The following is a 16825-nucleotide window of genomic DNA, read 5'->3' on the forward strand; positions in this document are numbered from 1 at the left end:
GTTTCACCCACGGTTAGGCCTCGTTATTCGATAGCGAAAGGCGGAACCGGCGATGGTGGGGACGGTATGCCATGTCCCCACCGGGCCTTTCTTGAACGGCGCACCGCGTCGGTTTCGCAACGGGAGATCAGGCATGAATGAACTGATGAAAATCTTTGGTCAGGCCAGCGGCAGCCAGTCGTTTGACCAGATTAAGATTTCTATCGCCAGCCCCGAAAAGATCCGGTCCTGGTCGTTCGGCGAAATCAAAAAGCCGGAAACCATCAACTATCGTACCTTCAAGCCCGAGCGCGACGGTCTGTTCTGCGCCCGTATCTTTGGGCCGGTGAAGGATTACGAATGCTTGTGCGGCAAGTACAAGCGCATGAAGTATCGCGGCATCATCTGCGAAAAGTGCGGCGTCGAAGTCACCTTGTCCAAGGTGCGGCGCGAACGCATGGGCCACATCGAGCTGGCCGCGCCGGTGGCGCACATCTGGTACCTGAAGTCGCTGCCGTCGCGCATCGGCTTGCTGATGGACATGACGCTGAAGGATCTCGAACGCGTCCTGTACTTTGAAAACTATGTGGTGACCGAACCCGGTCTGACCCCGCTGAAGATGTTTGAGCTGCTGTCGGAAGAGCAGTATCAGCGTGCGGTGGAAGAATACGGCGAAGACACCTTTACCGCCGGGATTGGTGCCGAAGCCATCCGCGATCTGCTGTGCGCTCTGGACCTCGAAGAGCTGCGGGTGGAAATGCGGCAGGAGCTGCGCGAAACCAGCTCGGAAGCCAAGCGCAAGAAGCTGGTCAAGCGTCTGAAGATCGTCGAAGCGTTCCTCGAGTCGGGTTGCCGTCCGGAATGGATGATCCTGGAAGTGATTCCGGTCATTCCGCCCGAACTGCGTCCGCTGGTGCCGCTGGACGGAGGCCGCTTTGCGACCTCTGACCTGAACGATCTCTATCGTCGCGTCATCAACCGCAACAACCGCCTGAAGCGCCTGATCGAGCTGCGTGCGCCGGAAATCATCATCCGCAACGAAAAGCGCATGCTGCAGGAATCGGTCGATGCCCTGTTCGACAACGGCCGTCGTGGTCGCGCCATCACCGGTGCGAACAAGCGTCCGCTGAAGTCGCTGGCCGACATGCTGAAGGGCAAGCAGGGTCGTTTCCGTCAGAACCTGCTGGGTAAGCGCGTTGACTACTCCGGTCGTTCGGTGATCGTGGTGGGGCCGGAACTGAAGCTGCACCAGTGCGGCCTGCCGAAGAAGATGGCGCTGGAACTGTTCAAGCCGTTCATCTACTCCAAGCTTGAACTGTACGGCATGGCGACCACCATCAAGGCCGCCAAGCGCATGGTGGAAAAAGAGCGCCCGGAAGTGTGGGACATCCTCGAAGAGGTGATCCGCGAACACCCGGTGATGCTGAACCGTGCGCCGACGCTGCACCGTCTGGGCATTCAGGCGTTCGAGCCGGTGCTGGTCGAAGGCAAGGCCATCAACCTGCATCCGCTGGTCTGTACGGCGTTCAACGCTGACTTCGACGGTGACCAAATGGCGGTTCACGTGCCGCTGTCGCTGGAAGCCCAGCTCGAAGCCCGCGTGCTGATGATGTCGACCAACAACATCCTCAGCCCCGCCAACGGCAAGCCGATCATCGTTCCGACGCAGGACATGGTCCTCGGTCTGTACTACATGACCATGGAACGGGCCGGTGAACCGGGTGAAGGCATGGCCTTTGCCGATCTGGCGGAAATGGAACACGCCCTGCATGCCGGGGCCGTGACCCTGCATGCCAACATTCGTGCCCGTTACCACACCGTTGATGCCAACAACACTCCGGTTACCCTGGTGGTCAACACCACTCCGGGCCGGATGATGCTGGCCAGCGTGCTGCCGCGTCACCCGATGCTGCCGTTCACGCTGATCAACCGTCTGCTGCGGAAAAAGGACATTCAGGACGTCATCGATATCGTCTACCGCCATTGCGGTCAGAAAGAGACGGTGATCTTCTGTGACCGCATCATGTCGATGGGCTTCAAGCAGGCCGCCCGCGCCGGGATCTCCTTCGGCAAGGACGACATGGTGATCCCCGCCGCCAAGGAAAAGCTGGTTGCCGACACCGAACGTCTGGTGAAGGAATTCGAACAGCAGTACCAGGACGGTCTGATCACCCACGGTGAAAAGTACAACAAGGTGGTTGACGCCTGGTCGCACTGTACCGATCTGGTCGCCGACGAGATGATGAAGGAAATCTCGAAGGTCGAACCCGGTCGTCCGGTGAACTCGGTGTACATGATGGCCCACTCCGGGGCGCGTGGTTCGGCAGCGCAGATGAAGCAGCTGGCCGGGATGCGCGGCCTGATGGCCAAGCCGTCGGGCGAAATCATCGAAACCCCGATCATTTCGAACTTCAAGGAAGGCCTGAGCGTGCTGGAGTACTTCAACTCCACCCACGGTGCCCGTAAGGGTCTGGCTGACACCGCCTTGAAGACGGCGAACTCGGGGTACCTGACCCGCCGTCTGGTGGACGTGGCGCAGGATGCGATCATCACCGAACGCGATTGCGGCACCAAGAACGCCCTGAAGGCCGTTCCGGTGGTCGATGGCGGCGAAGTGGTGGTCTCGCTGGGCGAACGTGTGCTGGGTCGCAGTGCTGCCGAGGATGTGATTGATCCGGCAACCGGCGTCATTCTGGCTCCGATTGGCGAAATCATCACCGAAGCGGAAGTCGAAAAGATCGAAGCGGCCGGTATCGAAACCGTGATGATCCGTTCGGCACTGACCTGCGAAGCGGCAACCGGCATCTGCGCCAAGTGCTATGGTCGTGACCTGGCGCGCGGCACCGAGGTCAACACCGGTGAAGCTGTGGGTGTTATCGCCGCGCAGTCGATCGGTGAACCCGGTACCCAGCTGACCATGCGTACCTTCCACATCGGTGGTGCGGCTCAGCGTGGTGCGGAACAGTCGGCGGTTGAAGCGGCGTTTGACTCGAAGATCCGGGTCGAAAACCGTCAGGTGGTTATCAACTCCGACAACATCGCCATCGTCATGTCGCGTAACTGCGAAGTCGTCCTGCTGGACGTGCAGGGCCGCGAAAAGGCCCGTCATCGTATTCCTTATGGCGCGAAGATCTATGTCGAGAACGGACAGGATGTCGCCAAGGGGATGAAGATGGCGGAGTGGGATCCGTACACCCTGCCGATCATCACCGAGCTGGAAGGCTATGTCAGCTATGTTGACCTGATCGACGGCGTGTCCGTCCGTGAACAGCTCGACGAAGCGACCGGCATTTCCTCGCGCGTGGTTATCGACTGGAAGTCGATGCCCAAGTCCGGCGATCTGCGTCCGCGCATCACCCTGCGTGACGCAAACGATCAGGTCCTGACCCTGCCGAACGGCATGGAAGCCCGTTACTACATGTCCGTCGACTCGATCCTGTCGGTCGAGCCGGGGCAGAAGGTCAACGCCGGTGACGTGCTGGCCCGTATCCCGCGGGAAGGTTCCAAGACGCGCGACATTACCGGTGGTCTGCCGCGCGTGGCCGAACTGTTCGAAGCCCGCAAGCCGAAGGATCACGCCATCATCGCCGAAATCGATGGTCGCGTTGAATTCGGCAAGGATTACAAGAACAAGCGCCGTATTCTGGTCACCCCGACCGGCGACGATGCTGGCGAGCCGATGGAATACCTGGTGCCGAAGGGCAAGCACCTGGCCGTGCAGGAAGGCGATTACGTCAAGCGTGGCGATCCGCTGATGGACGGCAACCCGGTGCCGCACGACATCCTGCGTGTGATGGGTGTCGAGGCTCTGGCCGATTACCTGATCAAGGAAATCCAGGACGTTTATCGTCTGCAGGGCGTGAAGATCAACGACAAGCACATTGAAGTGATCGTCCGCCAGATGCTGCAGAAGGTTGAAATCACCGATCCGGGTGACACCACCTTCCTGGCCGGGGAACAGATTGATCGCGTCGATTTCGTGTTCGAAAACGAAAAGACCATCAAGGATGGTGGCCGCGAAGCGGTTGCCTCGCCGGTTCTCCAGGGGATTACCAAGGCCTCGCTGCAGACGCACTCCTTCGTGTCGGCAGCCTCGTTCCAGGAAACGACTCGCGTCCTGACCGAAGCTTCGGTCTCGGGCAAGGTCGACACCCTGGTCGGTCTGAAGGAAAACGTCATCGTTGGTCGTCTGATCCCTGCCGGGACCGGCGCTGCGATGAACACCAAGCGGCAGATTGCGGCCCGTCGGGATCGTGATCTGGCGCAAATTCAGGAGACTGCGGATTTCTCGGCCCTGCCGGGAGTCGCCGGAGTCGGCGGAGAGTCGGGCGTTCCCGGCACTCCGGCTGAATAAAGGCCGTCTTTGGCCTGATGAACGATCGGTTATAAACTGACGTTTCGAGGCTGCTTCAGGACATTTTATTACAAAGATGTTCGGGGGCAGCCTTGAATCGTCCGGTGAGGGCTCTGCTTTGTGACAGGCATCAGCTTTCGCTTGACGGTATCGGGGGGCATCCGTAGTATGCGCCCCTCAATCGGAGGTCTTGTGATCGGCCTGTCGGGTCGGTCAGGTGAGATCTTTTGGTTTAGCGCGATTTGACATCAGGCCTTTGGGGCCTCTTGAGGAAGGGCGCCGTTGGGACTCCTGTAAAGGAATTCCCACACGGCCCTTTCACGGTCGTAATTGGGTCTTATGCCGGCGAAGAATCCGGCGCTTTACGAAAACTGTCGGTAAAGCGCTTTTGACGCGCAGGCTTATTGGAAACGCGAAAGCGTTAGGAAAATAAAGGAACGGTAATGCCGACGATCAATCAGTTGGTTCGCAGTGGGCGGCAGCCGGTGGTCAAGCGGAACAAGGTTCCCGCCATGCAGGCCTGCCCGCAAAAGCGCGGTGTTTGCACCCGCGTTTACACCACCACGCCGAAGAAGCCGAACTCGGCCCTTCGTAAGGTGGCCCGTGTGCGCCTCACCAACGGCTTTGAAGTGACCTCGTACATCCCTGGCGAAGGTCATAACCTCCAGGAGCACTCGGTGGTGATGATCCGCGGCGGCCGCGTGAAGGATCTTCCCGGCGTTCGCTACCACATCATTCGCGGTACCCTCGATACGCAGGGTGTTAAGGACCGTAAGCAGCGTCGTTCGAAGTACGGCGCCAAGCGTCCGAAGTAAGAATAGGGAAGCGCGACAATGTCTCGTCGTCATAAAGCAGAAAAGCGTGAGGTCCTGCCGGACGCCAAGTTTGGTGACCAGGTCCTGGCCAAGTTCATCAACTCCGTCATGTTTGACGGAAAGAAGGGCACTGCCGAGCACATCGTTTACGGTGCGCTGGACAAGCTGTCCTCGAAGGCTGGCGGGGATCCGCTGAAGCTGTTCCACGACGCCATCGACAACATCAAGCCGTCGGTCGAAGTGCGTTCGCGTCGCGTTGGTGGTGCAACCTACCAGGTGCCGGTCGAAGTCCGTACGGACCGTCGTCAGGCTCTGGCGTTCCGCTGGCTGGTTGATTTCGCCCGCAAGCGGTCGGAAACCACCATGATTGATCGTCTGTTCGGCGAACTGATGGATGCCTCCTCCAACCGTGGTGGTGCCGTCAAGAAGCGCGAAGATACGCATCGCATGGCGGAAGCCAACAAGGCCTTCTCGCACTATCGCTGGTAGTCGGCATTTCTGCTGGCTTTAGTAAGACCCTCAAGGCTCAAGAGTTCGTCATGAAACGCGAAACCCCGCTCGAGAGATACCGTAATATCGGCATCATGGCCCACATCGATGCCGGCAAGACTACGACGACCGAGCGCATCCTGTATTACACAGGCAAGTCGCACAAGATCGGCGAAGTCCACGACGGCGCTGCTACCATGGACTGGATGGAACAAGAGCAGGAGCGGGGTATCACCATCACCTCTGCTGCTACCACTTGCTTCTGGAAAGACCACCGCATCAACATCATCGACACCCCGGGCCACGTCGACTTCACCATTGAAGTGGAACGTTCGCTGCGCGTGCTCGATGGTGCTGTGACCGTGTTCGACTCGGTTGCCGGCGTCGAGCCGCAATCCGAAACCGTGTGGCGTCAGGCTGACAAGTACGGCGTGCCCCGCATGTGCTTCGTCAACAAGATGGACCGTATCGGTGCGAACTTCTACCGCTGCGTCGACATGATCGTCGATCGCCTGGGTGCTGTTCCGCTGGTGGTCAATCTGCCGATCGGATCCGAAGCCGAATTCGCCGGGATCGTTGACCTGGTGAAGATGCAGGCCGTGATCTGGAAGGGCGACGATCTGGGCGCTGCCTACGAATACGTCGACATTCCGGCTGATCTGGCTGACAAGGCTGCCGACTACCGCGCCAAGCTGGTGGAAACCGCCGTCGAAGTCGACGATGCGGTGATGGAAGCCTATCTGGAAGGCAACGAGCCGGACGAAGAAACCCTGAAGGCCTGTATCCGCAAGGGTACCGTTGCCCGAGTGTTCGTGCCGGTCCTGTGTGGCTCTGCCTTCAAGAACAAGGGCGTCCAGACCATGCTGGATGCCGTGATCGACTTCCTGCCGTCGCCGCTCGAAGTGCCCGCCATCCGTGGTGTGCTGACCGATGGCGAAACCGAAGTTGTTCGTAACTCCAGCGATGACGAGCCGTTCGCCGGTCTTGCCTTCAAGATCATGAACGACCCGTTCGTTGGTTCGCTGACCTTCGTGCGCATCTACTCGGGTACCGTCGAAGCCGGTTCCTATGTGGTGAACACCGTCAAGGAAAAGCGTGAACGCATCGGCCGTATGTTGCTCATGCATTCGAACAACCGCGAAGAAATCAAGGGCGCAGCTGCTGGCGATATCGTTGCCATCGTTGGCCTGAAGGACACCACCACTGGCGACACCCTGTGTGATCCGCTGAAGCCGGTGATCCTGGAGCGCATGGAATTCCCCGAGCCGGTGATCGAAGTGGCCGTTGAGCCCAAGACCAAGGCTGACGTGGAAAAGATGGGGATGGCGCTGGCTCGTCTGGCCGCCGAAGATCCGTCGTTCCGTGTGTCGACCGACCATGAAACCGGTCAGACCGTGATCAAGGGGATGGGCGAACTCCACCTCGAAATCATCGTCGATCGTATGCGTCGTGAGTTCAAGGTGGATGCCGCCGTGGGCGCCCCGCAGGTGGCCTATCGCGAAACCATCTCGAAGGAATACGTCTGCGACTACACCCACAAGAAGCAGTCCGGTGGTTCGGGTCAGTACGCCAAGGTCGTGCTGAAGTTCGCTCCGCTGGAGCCGGGTGCTGGTTTCGTGTTCGAAAACGCCGTGATCGGTGGTTCGGTGCCGAAGGAATACGTTCCGGGCGTCGAAAAGGGCCTGCGGTCTGCTCTGGATACCGGGACCATTGCCGGTTTCCCCTGCACCGACTTCAAGGTCACCCTGATTGATGGTTCGTACCACGACGTCGACTCGAGCGTTCTGGCGTTCGAAATCGCTGCTCGCGCTGCCTTCCGTGAAGCCATGCCCAAGGCTGGCCCGAAGCTGCTTGAGCCGGTGATGAAGGTCGAAGTGGTGACCCCGGACGAATACATGGGCGACATCATCGGCGACCTTAACAGCCGCCGTGGCAACGTCTCGGGCATGGATCAGCGCGGCAATGCCCGCGTGGTCGACGCCTCTGTTCCGCTGGCCAACATGTTTGGTTACGTGAACAATCTGCGGTCGATGTCCCAGGGCCGCGCCCAGTACACCATGGTCTTCGACAAGTATGCCGAAGTGCCGAACAACGTTTCTGAAGAGATCCGTGCCAAGCTGGCCGGCTAAGGCTGGTTGGTTCAGAGCAAGGTTGGAGAGCTAGTATGGCTAAGGAAAAATTTGCGCGTACCAAGCCGCATTGCAACGTTGGCACCATTGGCCACGTTGACCACGGTAAGACTACGCTGACTGCTGCGATTACCAAGATCCTCGCCGAAACCGGCGGCGCGACGTTTGCGGCCTATGACCAGATTGACAAGGCCCCGGAAGAAAAGGCGCGTGGTATCACCATTTCGACCGCTCACGTCGAATATGAAACCGCGAACCGTCACTATGCTCACGTTGACTGCCCGGGTCACGCTGACTATGTGAAGAACATGATCACCGGCGCTGCGCAGATGGACGGCGCGATTCTGGTGGTGTCGGCCGCTGACGGCCCGATGCCGCAGACCCGCGAGCACATCCTGCTGGCCCGTCAGGTCGGCGTGCCGGCCCTGGTGGTGTTCATGAACAAGGTTGACCAGGTCGACGATCCGGAACTGCTGGAACTGGTCGAGCTGGAAATCCGCGAGCTGCTGTCGTCCTATGAATTCCCGGGCGATGACATTCCGATCGTGAAGGGCTCGGCTCTGGCCGCTCTGAACGACGACAACGCCACCATCGGTCGCGAAGCGATTCTCGAGCTGATGAAGGCCGTTGACGACTACATCCCGCAGCCGGCCCGTCCGAAGGATCAGGCTTTCCTGATGCCGATCGAAGACGTGTTCTCGATCTCTGGCCGTGGCACCGTGGTGACCGGTCGCGTCGAGCGTGGCGTGGTGAAGGTCGGTGAAGAAGTCGAAATCATTGGCCTGAAGGCCACTGTGAAGAGCACCTGCACCGGCGTTGAAATGTTCCGCAAGCTGCTCGATCAGGGCGAAGCCGGCGACAACATCGGCGCCCTGCTGCGCGGCGTGAAGCGTGAAGACGTGGAGCGTGGCCAGGTTCTGGCGAAGCCGGGTTCGATCACCCCGCACACCGATTTCACCGGTGAGTGCTACATCCTGAACAAGGATGAAGGTGGCCGTCACACCCCGTTCTTCTCGAACTACCGTCCGCAGTTCTACTTCCGCACCACCGACGTCACCGGCACCATCGAGCTGCCGGAAGGCACCGAAATGGTGATGCCGGGCGACAACATCTCCATGACCGTGAAGCTGATTGCGCCGATCGCCATGGATGAAGGTCTGCGTTTCGCCATCCGTGAAGGCGGTCGTACCGTCGGCGCCGGCGTCGTCGCCAAGATCATCGCGTAAAGAAACTGAAAAAAAGAGTGGGCACCCGGGGCGGAGTAGGGTATAACCCTGCCTCCCGAGCCCCGGGTGCTGCCTCTTAATCTACGGTTGGACCATGATGGAAAGTCAGAACATCCGCATTCGCCTTAAGGCGTTCGACCACCGTGTCCTGGATCAGAGCACGCTGGAAATCGTCAACACGGCGAAGCGTACGGGCGCCCAGGTCCGTGGCCCGATTCCGTTGCCGACGCGAATCGAGAAGTTCACTGTTAACCGTTCGCCGCACATCGACAAGAAGTCGCGCGAACAGTTCGAAATTCGTACTCACAAGCGGGTCCTCGATATCGTTGATCCGACTCCGCAGACCGTCGACGCGCTCATGAAGCTCGACCTGGCCGCCGGTGTGGACGTCCAGATTAAGCTCTAAGTGAGCGTGCCTAATTAAGGAATGTAATAATGCGCTCCGGTCTCATTGCCCAGAAGGTCGGCATGACCCGTGTGTTCACCGCTGATGGTGTGCATACCCCGGTCACCGTCCTGAAGGTTGCTGGTAACCAAGTTGTCGCCCAGCGTACGGAAGAAGTTGACGGCTACACTGCCGTTCAGATTGGTTTTGATGATGCCAAGGTAAAGAACACCACGAAGGCTCTTCGTGGTCATTTTGCCAAGGCGAAGGTCGAGCCGAAGAAAAAGCTTGTGGAATTCCGCGTCGAAGAGGAAGCTCTGATCGACGTTGGTGCCGAGCTTGGCGCGGACCATTTTGTCTCCGGCCAGTTTGTTGACGTGGTTGGCACCTCCATCGGTAAGGGTTTTGCCGGTGCGATGAAGCGTCATAACTTCCGTGGTTTGGAAGCGACTCACGGTGTGTCCGTCTCCCACCGTTCGCATGGTTCTACGGGTCAGTGTCAGGATCCGGGCCGTGTGTTCAAGGGCAAGAAGATGGCCGGTCACCTGGGCGCCGAGCGCGTTACGACCCAGAACCTGACCGTCGTTTCGGTTGATGCCGAACGCGGCCTGGTGCTGGTCAAGGGGTCTGTCCCCGGTTCGAAGGGCGGCTACGTGCTGGTGCGCGATGCCGTTAAGAAGGCGACGCCGGACAACGTTCCGTTCCCGGCTGCCGTGAAGACTGCCGTTGTGGCTCAGGCTGCTGCCGATGCCCCGGCCACCGAGGCGGGTTCCTCCGAAGGAACCGAAGCCGAAAACAAGGAATAAGCCGCCATGAAGTGCGACGTTATCACACTCGATAACTCGGCGGCCGGTTCGATCGAACTTGCAGACGACGTTTTTGGTCTGGAAGTTCGCGTTGACCTGCTGCAGCGCGTTGTGCGCTGGCAGTTGGCCAAGCGTCAAGCCGGCACGCACAAGACCAAGGGGATCTCCGAGATCTCCGGCACCACCAAGAAGCCCTTCAAGCAGAAGGGCACCGGTCGTGCTCGTCAGGGTTCCATGCGTTCCGCCCAGTTCCGTGGCGGTGCGACCATTTTCGGGCCGGTGGTGCGTTCGCACGCCCACGATCTGCCGAAGAAGGTCCGTGCGCTGGGTCTGAAGACCGCTCTGTCTGCCAAGCTGGCCGAACAGAAGCTGATCATCCTGGACTCTGCCGTTACTGAAGGCAAGACCAAGGAGCTGGTGTCCAAGCTGGAAGCCCTCGGCTGGGGTTCGACCCTGGTGATCGATGGTTCCGAGCTGAACGAAGGCTTCAAGCTCGCTGCGCGCAACATCCCCAACTTCGATGTGCTGCCGTCCCAGGGCGCCAACGTCTACGACATTCTGCGTCGTGACACCCTGGTTCTGACCAAGGCCGCCGTCGCCAATCTTGAGGAGCGCCTGAAGTGAGCAAGAAGGTCTCGCTCTCCAAGGAGCAGATGTACGACATCATCTCCGCTCCGGTGATCACCGAAAAGGCTACCCTGGGGTCCGAATTCGGCCAGGTTACCTTCCGCGTTCCGCTGACCGCCTCCAAGCCGGAAATCAAGGCTGCTGTTGAAGGTGTGTTCGGTGTGACTGTGACGGCGGTCAACACGCTGGTTGCCAAGGGGAAGTCCAAGCGCTTCCGTGGCACCATCGGCCGTCGTTCGGACACCAAGAAGGCGATCGTCACCCTGGCTGACGGTCAGTCCATCGACGTGACCACGGGGGTCTGATCACCATGGCATTGAAGAACTACAACCCGGTTACCCCGGGTATGCGCCAGCTGGTGCTGGTTGACCGTTCCGATCTGTGGAAGGGTAAGCCGGTCAAGGCGCTGACCGAAGGTCTGACCAAGTCCGGTGGTCGTAACAACACCGGTCGCATCACCGTTTGGTGGCGTGGCGGCGGGGCCAAGCGTCGGTATCGCAAGATCGACTTCAAGCGCAACGGCAAGATGGGCATGTTCGCCACTGTCGAGCGTCTGGAGTATGACCCGAACCGTACCGCTTTCATCGCCCTGGTGAAGTACGAAGACGGTGAGCTGGCTTACATCCTGGCTCCGCAGCGTTTGAAGGCTGGCGATCAGATCGTTGCCGACGACCGCACCGACATTAAGCCGGGCAACGCCATGCCCCTTAAGAACATGCCGGTGGGGACCATCGTCCACAACGTTGAGCTGAAGCAGGGCAAGGGCGGTCAGATCGCTCGTTCTGCCGGTTGTTATGCTCAGCTGATCGGTAAGGATGGTGGCTACGCTCAGCTCCGTCTGTCCTCTGGTGAACTGCGTGTTGTGCGCGGCGAGTGCATGGCCACCGTTGGTGCCGTGTCCAACCCGGACAACCAGAACATCAGCCTGGGCAAGGCCGGTCGTTCGCGTTGGCTGGGCCGTCGTCCGCACGTTCGCGGCGTTGTGATGAACCCGATCGACCACCCGCATGGTGGTGGTGAAGGCCGTACCTCTGGTGGCCGTCACCCGGTTACCCCGTGGGGTAAGCCGACGAAGGGTAAGCGCACCCGCTCGAACAAGGCGACCGACAAGTTCATCATGCGGTCGCGCCACAAGGCGAAGAAGAAGTAACGGAGAACGGACGTGGCTCGCTCAGTTTGGAAGGGACCGTTCGTCGACGGTTATCTCTTAAAGAAGGCAGAGGCTACCCGCGCTTCTGGCCGAAATGAGGTCATCAAGACCTGGTCGCGACGTTCGACCATTCTGCCGCAGTTCGTTGGTCTCACCTTTGGTGTCTACAACGGGCAGAAGTTCGTGCCGGTGCTGGTTACCGAGAACATGATCGGTCATAAGTTCGGTGAATTCTCGCCGACTCGCACCTACTACGGCCACGCCGCCGACAAGAAGGCGAAGAGGAAGTAAGACCATGGGTAAGCAGTCGGCACCGCGCCGGAGCGCGGATAACGAAGCCCGGGCATTCTCCGGTTCGATTCGGACCAGCCCGCGCAAGCTCAACCTGGTCGCTGCCAGCATCCGTGGGATGTCGGCAGAAAAGGCCTTGGCTGAGCTGACGTTCAACACCCGTCGGGTGTCGAACGAAGTGAAGAAGGTGTTGCAGTCGGCGATTGCCAACGCGGAAAACAACCACCAGCTGGACGTTGACCGTCTGGTGGTTGCTGAAGCGTTCGTTGGCAAGAGCCTGATGATGAAGCGTTGGCGTCCGCGTGCTCGTGGTCGCGTGGGCAAGATTCTCAAGCCCTTCAGCAACCTGACCATCGTTGTGCGTGAGCGCGGGGAGTCCGAATAATGGGTCAGAAAGTTAATCCGATCGGCCTGCGCCTCGGCATCAACCGTACCTGGGATAGCCGCTGGTTCGCCGAAAAGAACTACAGCACGCTGCTGCATGAGGACCTGCGGATTCGCAAGTTCCTGAAGAAGCGTCTGGCTCAGGCTGGCGTCTCCCGCATCGTCATCGAACGTCCGGCCAAGAAGGCCCGCATTACCATTCACACCGCCCGTCCGGGCGTGGTGATCGGTAAAAAGGGTCAGGACATCGAAGTCATCCGTCGTGAGCTGTCGAAGATGACCGGTGGCGAAGTCCACCTGAACATCGTCGAAATCCGCAAGCCGGAACTGGAAGCTCAGCTGGTTGCCGAAAACATCGCCCAGCAGCTGGAGCGTCGAGTCGCGTTCCGTCGTGCGATGAAGCGTTCGGTGCAGTCGGCGATTCGCCTGGGTGCCCAGGGTATCCGTATCAATTGCTCGGGCCGTCTGGGTGGTGCCGAAATCGCTCGTACCGAATGGTACCGCGAAGGCCGCGTGCCGCTGCACACCCTGCGCGCCGATGTCGATTACGGCGAAGCCACCGCTCACACCACCTATGGCGCTTGCGGCGTCAAGGTGTGGGTCTTTAAGGGCGAAATCCTGGAGCATGACCCGATGGCCCAGGACAAGCGCGCTGCCGAAGGCGGCAGCACCGCTCGCTAAGGCCGCCCCAGGAACGAGGATTTGAGAGATGCTTTCTCCGAAGCGTACTAAGTTCCGCAAGGCGCACAAGGGCCGTATCAAGGGCGAAGCTAAGGGTGGTTTTGCCCTGAACTTCGGCCAGTTCGGTCTGAAGGCGCTGGAACCGGAGCGCGTGACCGCTCGCCAGATCGAAGCCGCTCGTCGTGCCATGACCCGTCATATGAAGCGTCAAGGCCGTGTGTGGATTCGCATTTTCCCGGATGTGCCGGTGTCCACCAAACCTGCCGAAGTCCGTATGGGTTCCGGTAAGGGGTCGCCCGAGTACTGGGTTTGCAAGATTAAGCCCGGTCGCATCATGTTTGAAATCGACGGTGTGCCTGAGGCTGTTGCCCGCGGCGCGTTCGAACTGGCCGCGGCGAAACTGCCGATCAAGACCAAGTTCGTTGCCCGTCTCGGTGGGGAGGCTTAAGTGATGAGCGCCGCCCAAGACTTGCGTGCCAAGAGTGACGATCAGCTGAAGGAGCTGCTGATCGACCTGAAGAAAGAGCAGTTCAACATGCGCTTTCAGAAGGCTACGGGTCAGCTCCAGAACACCGCCCGCCAAGGGCAGGTGCGGAAAGATATCGCCCGGATCAAAACAGTTCTTCACGAACGCACCAAGGCGATGTAATATCCGCGCCTTCTGCGGACAGAAGCGAGTTTCAACATGCCCAAGCGTATTCTCCAGGGCGTGGTTGTGAGCGACGCTGCTGACAAGACCATCACGGTCAAGGTCGAGCGTCGTTTCATGCACCCGCTCTACAAGAAGTTCATCAAGCGCAGCAAAAAGTATGCTGCCCACGATGAAAACAACCAGGCCAAAGTTGGCGAAATCGTGCGCATTCGTGAATGCCGCCCGATTTCCAAGACCAAGACTTGGGAATTGGTTGCTGACGCCGAATAAGTCAGTGTAAACCGGTAACAGTAAAACAGTTAAGGAAACTGGTGCCATGATTCAGATGCAAACCAACCTGGACGTCGCTGACAACAGCGGCGCACGCCGGGTGCAGTGCATCAAGGTTCTTGGCGGGTCTCATCGTAAGACCGCCGCTGTTGGCGACATCATCGTCGTGTCCGTTAAGGAAGCAATTCCGCGCGGTCGCGTGAAGAAGGGTGATGTCCATCGTGCGGTGATCGTGCGTACCGCCTTCCCTGTGCGCCGCCCCGACGGTTCCATCATTCGTTTCGACCGCAACGCTGCGGTGCTGATCAACAAGCAGGGTGAGCCTATCGGCACCCGCATTTTCGGCCCCGTGACTCGTGAGCTGCGTGCGAAACGTTTCATGAAGATCGTCTCGTTGGCGCCGGAGGTGCTGTAATGCAGAAGATCCGTAAGGGTGACACTGTCGTTGTGCTCACCGGCAAGGACAAGGGCAAGCAGGGCGAAGTCATTCGCTCGCTCCCCAAAGAGAACCGCGTTGTTGTGCGTGGTGTCAATGTGGTGAAGAAGCATACCCGCCCGACCAATGTCTCCGAAGGTGGCATTGTCGCGGTGGAAGCTTCTCTCGATGTGTCCAACGTCGCCCACATCGACCCGAAGGACAACAAGCCGACTCGCGTTGGCTTCCGCGTTCTCGAGGATGGTCGCAAGGTTCGCTTCGCGAAGCGTTCCGGCGAACTCCTTGACAAGTAAGGAGTGGGAACGATGGCTGCACGTCTCCGTGAGCACTATGCTTCCGTAGTTCGCAAGTCGCTGCAGGAACAATTCGGGTATTCCAACCCGATGCAGATTCCTCGGCTGGAAAAGATTGTCATCAACATGGGTGTTGGTGAAGCTGCCCTCGACAAGAAGAAGATGGAAGGTGCTGTCACCGACCTGACCGCTTTGTCCGGGCAGAAGCCGATTGTTACCCGCGCAACCAAGTCGATCGCCGGCTTCAAGCTGCGCGAAGGCATGGTGGTTGGCTGCAAGGTGACCTTGCGCCAGGACCGCATGTTTGAATTCCTCGACCGTCTGATCACCATTGCCCTGCCGCGCGTTCGCGACTTCCGCGGCGTTAACGGCAAGGCGTTTGATGGCCGTGGTAATTACAACATGGGCCTGAAAGAGCAGATCATTTTCCCGGAAATCGCCTACGACCAAGTCGATAAGGTGCGCGGGATGGATATCACGATCTGCACCACCGCGAAGAACGACGATGAAGCGCGTGCGCTTCTGGCGGGCTTCGACATGCCGTTCATGAAGGCTTGAGGCGCAGGGAGCACTAGAGATGGCTAAGGCTAGCTCAGTTGAGCGTAACAAGAAGCGCGCGAAGATGATTGGCGAATTCGCCAGCCGCCGTGCGCGCCTGAAGGCGATCATCAAGGACCAGTCCACCTCCCCCGAGGATCGGATTGTGGCCGTGTTTAAGCTTGCGGAATTGCCGCGCAACTCGTCGAAGATCCGGTATCGCAACCGTTGCGAAGTTACCGGTCGTCCGCGTGGTGTGTACCGCAAGTTCCAGCTGGGTCGTGTGATGCTTCGCGACCTTGCGTCGCGGGGGCAGATCCCCGGCATGGTCAAGTCTAGCTGGTAAGGGAGGACTAGACCTATGTCGATGACCGATCCGTTGGGTGATCTGATCACCCGCATTCGTAACGGCCAGCAGGCTCGCAAGTCGGCGGTTGTGTCGCCGGCCTCGAACCTGCGCGCCACCCTGTTGGACGTGCTGGTGCGCGAAGGTTACATCCGTGGTTACGAACGTTACAACGTTCGTTCGGGTGTGGACGAGCTGCGCATCGAACTGAAGTACCACGAAGGCCAGCCGGTGATTAAGGAGATCGCTCGTGTCTCCAAGCCGGGTCGCCGCGTGTACTCGAAGATCAAGGACTTGTCGAAGGTCTACAATGGTCTGGGTATCTCGATCCTGTCCACCCCGCGTGGTGTGATGAGCGATCACGAAGCCCGTCAGGCCAATGTGGGCGGCGAAGTCCTCTGCCGCGTGTTCTAAGGAGGGCCCTAGGATGTCTCGCGTTGGTAAATATCCCGTCGAGCTGCCCCAGGGTGTGAGCGTCACCATCGAAGGTGACGTTCTCTCCGCCAAGGGCAAGCTGGGCGAACTGCAGTTCACGCTGTCCCCCGACCTGGTTGACACCACGGTCGAAGACGGCAAGGTCGTTGTGACCCCGAAGGCCACCCACAAGCAGGCTCGTATGATGTGGGGCACCACCCGTGCTCGCATCAACAACCTGGTGAAGGGCGTGTCCGTCGGCTTCTCCAAGACGCTGGATATCGTTGGCGTCGGCTACCGCGCTTCTCTGCAGGGCACGAACCTGCTGATCAGCCTCGGCATGTCGCACGACATCATGTATCCGGTTCCCGCTGGTATCACTGTCAAGGTGCCGTCTCCGACCCAGATCGAAATCTCGGGCGCTGACAAGCAGGTGGTGGGCCAGGTTGCGGCGGAAATTCGGTCCTTCCGGAAGCCTGAACCCTATAAGGGCAAGGGTGTGAAGTACTCGACCGAAACCATCCTCCGCAAGGAAGGCAAGAAGAAGTAAGGAACACGGTC

Annotated in this window: 22 protein-coding genes; all 22 read left to right on the forward strand. The window is 59.4% G+C overall.

Features of this window, described 5'->3' with window-relative positions:
* Window positions 1-133 precede the first annotated feature (133 nt).
* The 22 genes from rpoC (at window position 134) to rplF (ending at window position 16814) form a co-directional block, all read left to right on the forward strand.
* On the forward strand, window positions 134-4333 hold the full coding sequence (gene rpoC, locus BW995_RS07360) for a DNA-directed RNA polymerase subunit beta' (protein WP_076399499.1): 4200 nt from the start codon (window positions 134-136) through the stop codon (window positions 4331-4333).
* Window positions 4334-4776: 443 nt separating this feature from the next.
* Window positions 4777-5148 carry a 30S ribosomal protein S12 gene (gene rpsL, locus BW995_RS07365; protein WP_076399500.1) on the forward strand — a complete coding sequence of 124 codons (372 nt, stop codon included), beginning with the start codon at window positions 4777-4779 and terminating at the stop codon, window positions 5146-5148.
* Between the two features lie 18 nt (window positions 5149-5166).
* Window positions 5167-5637, forward strand: a complete 471-nt coding sequence (gene rpsG, locus BW995_RS07370; RefSeq protein WP_076399501.1) for a 30S ribosomal protein S7 — start codon at window positions 5167-5169, stop codon at window positions 5635-5637.
* A 50-nt stretch (window positions 5638-5687) separates the two neighbouring features.
* A complete protein-coding gene (gene fusA, locus BW995_RS07375; RefSeq protein ID WP_076399502.1) occupies window positions 5688-7766 on the forward strand; it encodes an elongation factor G in 2079 nt (692 codons plus the stop codon).
* A gap of 35 nt (window positions 7767-7801) precedes the next feature.
* Window positions 7802-8992: an elongation factor Tu gene (tuf, locus tag BW995_RS07380; RefSeq protein ID WP_076399491.1), complete on the forward strand. Its 1191-nt coding sequence runs from the start codon at window positions 7802-7804 to the stop codon at window positions 8990-8992.
* 97 nt (window positions 8993-9089) lie between these two features.
* On the forward strand, window positions 9090-9398 hold the full coding sequence (gene rpsJ, locus BW995_RS07385; protein WP_019646046.1) for a 30S ribosomal protein S10: 309 nt from the start codon (window positions 9090-9092) through the stop codon (window positions 9396-9398).
* A 29-nt stretch (window positions 9399-9427) separates the two neighbouring features.
* Window positions 9428-10183, forward strand: a complete 756-nt coding sequence (gene rplC / locus BW995_RS07390) for a 50S ribosomal protein L3 (protein WP_076399503.1) — start codon at window positions 9428-9430, stop codon at window positions 10181-10183.
* Window positions 10184-10189: 6 nt separating this feature from the next.
* Window positions 10190-10807 (forward strand): 50S ribosomal protein L4, encoded by a 618-nt coding sequence (rplD, locus tag BW995_RS07395; protein WP_076399504.1) that lies wholly within the window; start codon window positions 10190-10192, stop codon window positions 10805-10807.
* A gap of 29 nt (window positions 10808-10836) precedes the next feature.
* Complete coding sequence (locus tag BW995_RS07400; protein ID WP_076399661.1) at window positions 10837-11115, forward strand: 50S ribosomal protein L23; 279 nt, start codon at window positions 10837-10839, stop codon at window positions 11113-11115.
* A gap of 5 nt (window positions 11116-11120) precedes the next feature.
* Entirely contained in the window at window positions 11121-11960 is an 840-nt protein-coding gene (rplB, locus tag BW995_RS07405; RefSeq protein WP_076399505.1) for a 50S ribosomal protein L2, read from the forward strand.
* A 12-nt stretch (window positions 11961-11972) separates the two neighbouring features.
* Window positions 11973-12251, forward strand: a complete 279-nt coding sequence (rpsS, locus tag BW995_RS07410) for a 30S ribosomal protein S19 (RefSeq protein ID WP_076399506.1) — start codon at window positions 11973-11975, stop codon at window positions 12249-12251.
* 4 nt (window positions 12252-12255) lie between these two features.
* On the forward strand, window positions 12256-12636 hold the full coding sequence (gene rplV, locus BW995_RS07415; protein WP_076399507.1) for a 50S ribosomal protein L22: 381 nt from the start codon (window positions 12256-12258) through the stop codon (window positions 12634-12636).
* Window positions 12636-13316: a 30S ribosomal protein S3 gene (rpsC, locus tag BW995_RS07420; protein ID WP_076399508.1), complete on the forward strand. Its 681-nt coding sequence runs from the start codon at window positions 12636-12638 to the stop codon at window positions 13314-13316. Before rplV ends, rpsC begins: the two co-directional genes overlap by 1 nt.
* 28 nt (window positions 13317-13344) lie before the next feature.
* The gene (rplP, locus tag BW995_RS07425) at window positions 13345-13764 is read left to right on the forward strand and encodes a 50S ribosomal protein L16 (protein WP_076399509.1); all 420 of its coding nucleotides are present in this window, start codon (window positions 13345-13347) and stop codon (window positions 13762-13764) included.
* Between the two features lie 3 nt (window positions 13765-13767).
* Window positions 13768-13965, forward strand: coding sequence for a 50S ribosomal protein L29 (rpmC, locus tag BW995_RS07430; RefSeq protein ID WP_076399510.1), 198 nt, complete (start codon window positions 13768-13770; stop codon window positions 13963-13965).
* 36 nt (window positions 13966-14001) lie between these two features.
* Window positions 14002-14238, forward strand: coding sequence for a 30S ribosomal protein S17 (gene rpsQ / locus BW995_RS07435; protein ID WP_076399511.1), 237 nt, complete (start codon window positions 14002-14004; stop codon window positions 14236-14238).
* 46 nt (window positions 14239-14284) lie between these two features.
* Window positions 14285-14653, forward strand: coding sequence for a 50S ribosomal protein L14 (gene rplN / locus BW995_RS07440; RefSeq protein ID WP_076399512.1), 369 nt, complete (start codon window positions 14285-14287; stop codon window positions 14651-14653).
* Window positions 14653-14967: a 50S ribosomal protein L24 gene (gene rplX, locus BW995_RS07445; protein WP_076399513.1), complete on the forward strand. Its 315-nt coding sequence runs from the start codon at window positions 14653-14655 to the stop codon at window positions 14965-14967. Before rplN ends, rplX begins: the two co-directional genes overlap by 1 nt.
* Before the next feature lie 12 nt (window positions 14968-14979).
* Window positions 14980-15525 carry a 50S ribosomal protein L5 gene (gene rplE, locus BW995_RS07450; RefSeq protein ID WP_076399514.1) on the forward strand — a complete coding sequence of 182 codons (546 nt, stop codon included), beginning with the start codon at window positions 14980-14982 and terminating at the stop codon, window positions 15523-15525.
* A 19-nt stretch (window positions 15526-15544) separates the two neighbouring features.
* A complete protein-coding gene (rpsN, locus tag BW995_RS07455; RefSeq protein ID WP_076399515.1) occupies window positions 15545-15850 on the forward strand; it encodes a 30S ribosomal protein S14 in 306 nt (101 codons plus the stop codon).
* Between the two features lie 15 nt (window positions 15851-15865).
* Window positions 15866-16264 (forward strand): 30S ribosomal protein S8, encoded by a 399-nt coding sequence (gene rpsH / locus BW995_RS07460; protein ID WP_076399516.1) that lies wholly within the window; start codon window positions 15866-15868, stop codon window positions 16262-16264.
* Between the two features lie 13 nt (window positions 16265-16277).
* On the forward strand, window positions 16278-16814 hold the full coding sequence (gene rplF, locus BW995_RS07465; protein ID WP_076399517.1) for a 50S ribosomal protein L6: 537 nt from the start codon (window positions 16278-16280) through the stop codon (window positions 16812-16814).
* Window positions 16815-16825: the final 11 nt, after the last annotated feature.

This window comes from Insolitispirillum peregrinum, from assembly GCF_900156605.1.
Classification (GTDB): domain Bacteria; phylum Pseudomonadota; class Alphaproteobacteria; order Rhodospirillales; family Rhodospirillaceae; genus Insolitispirillum; species Insolitispirillum peregrinum.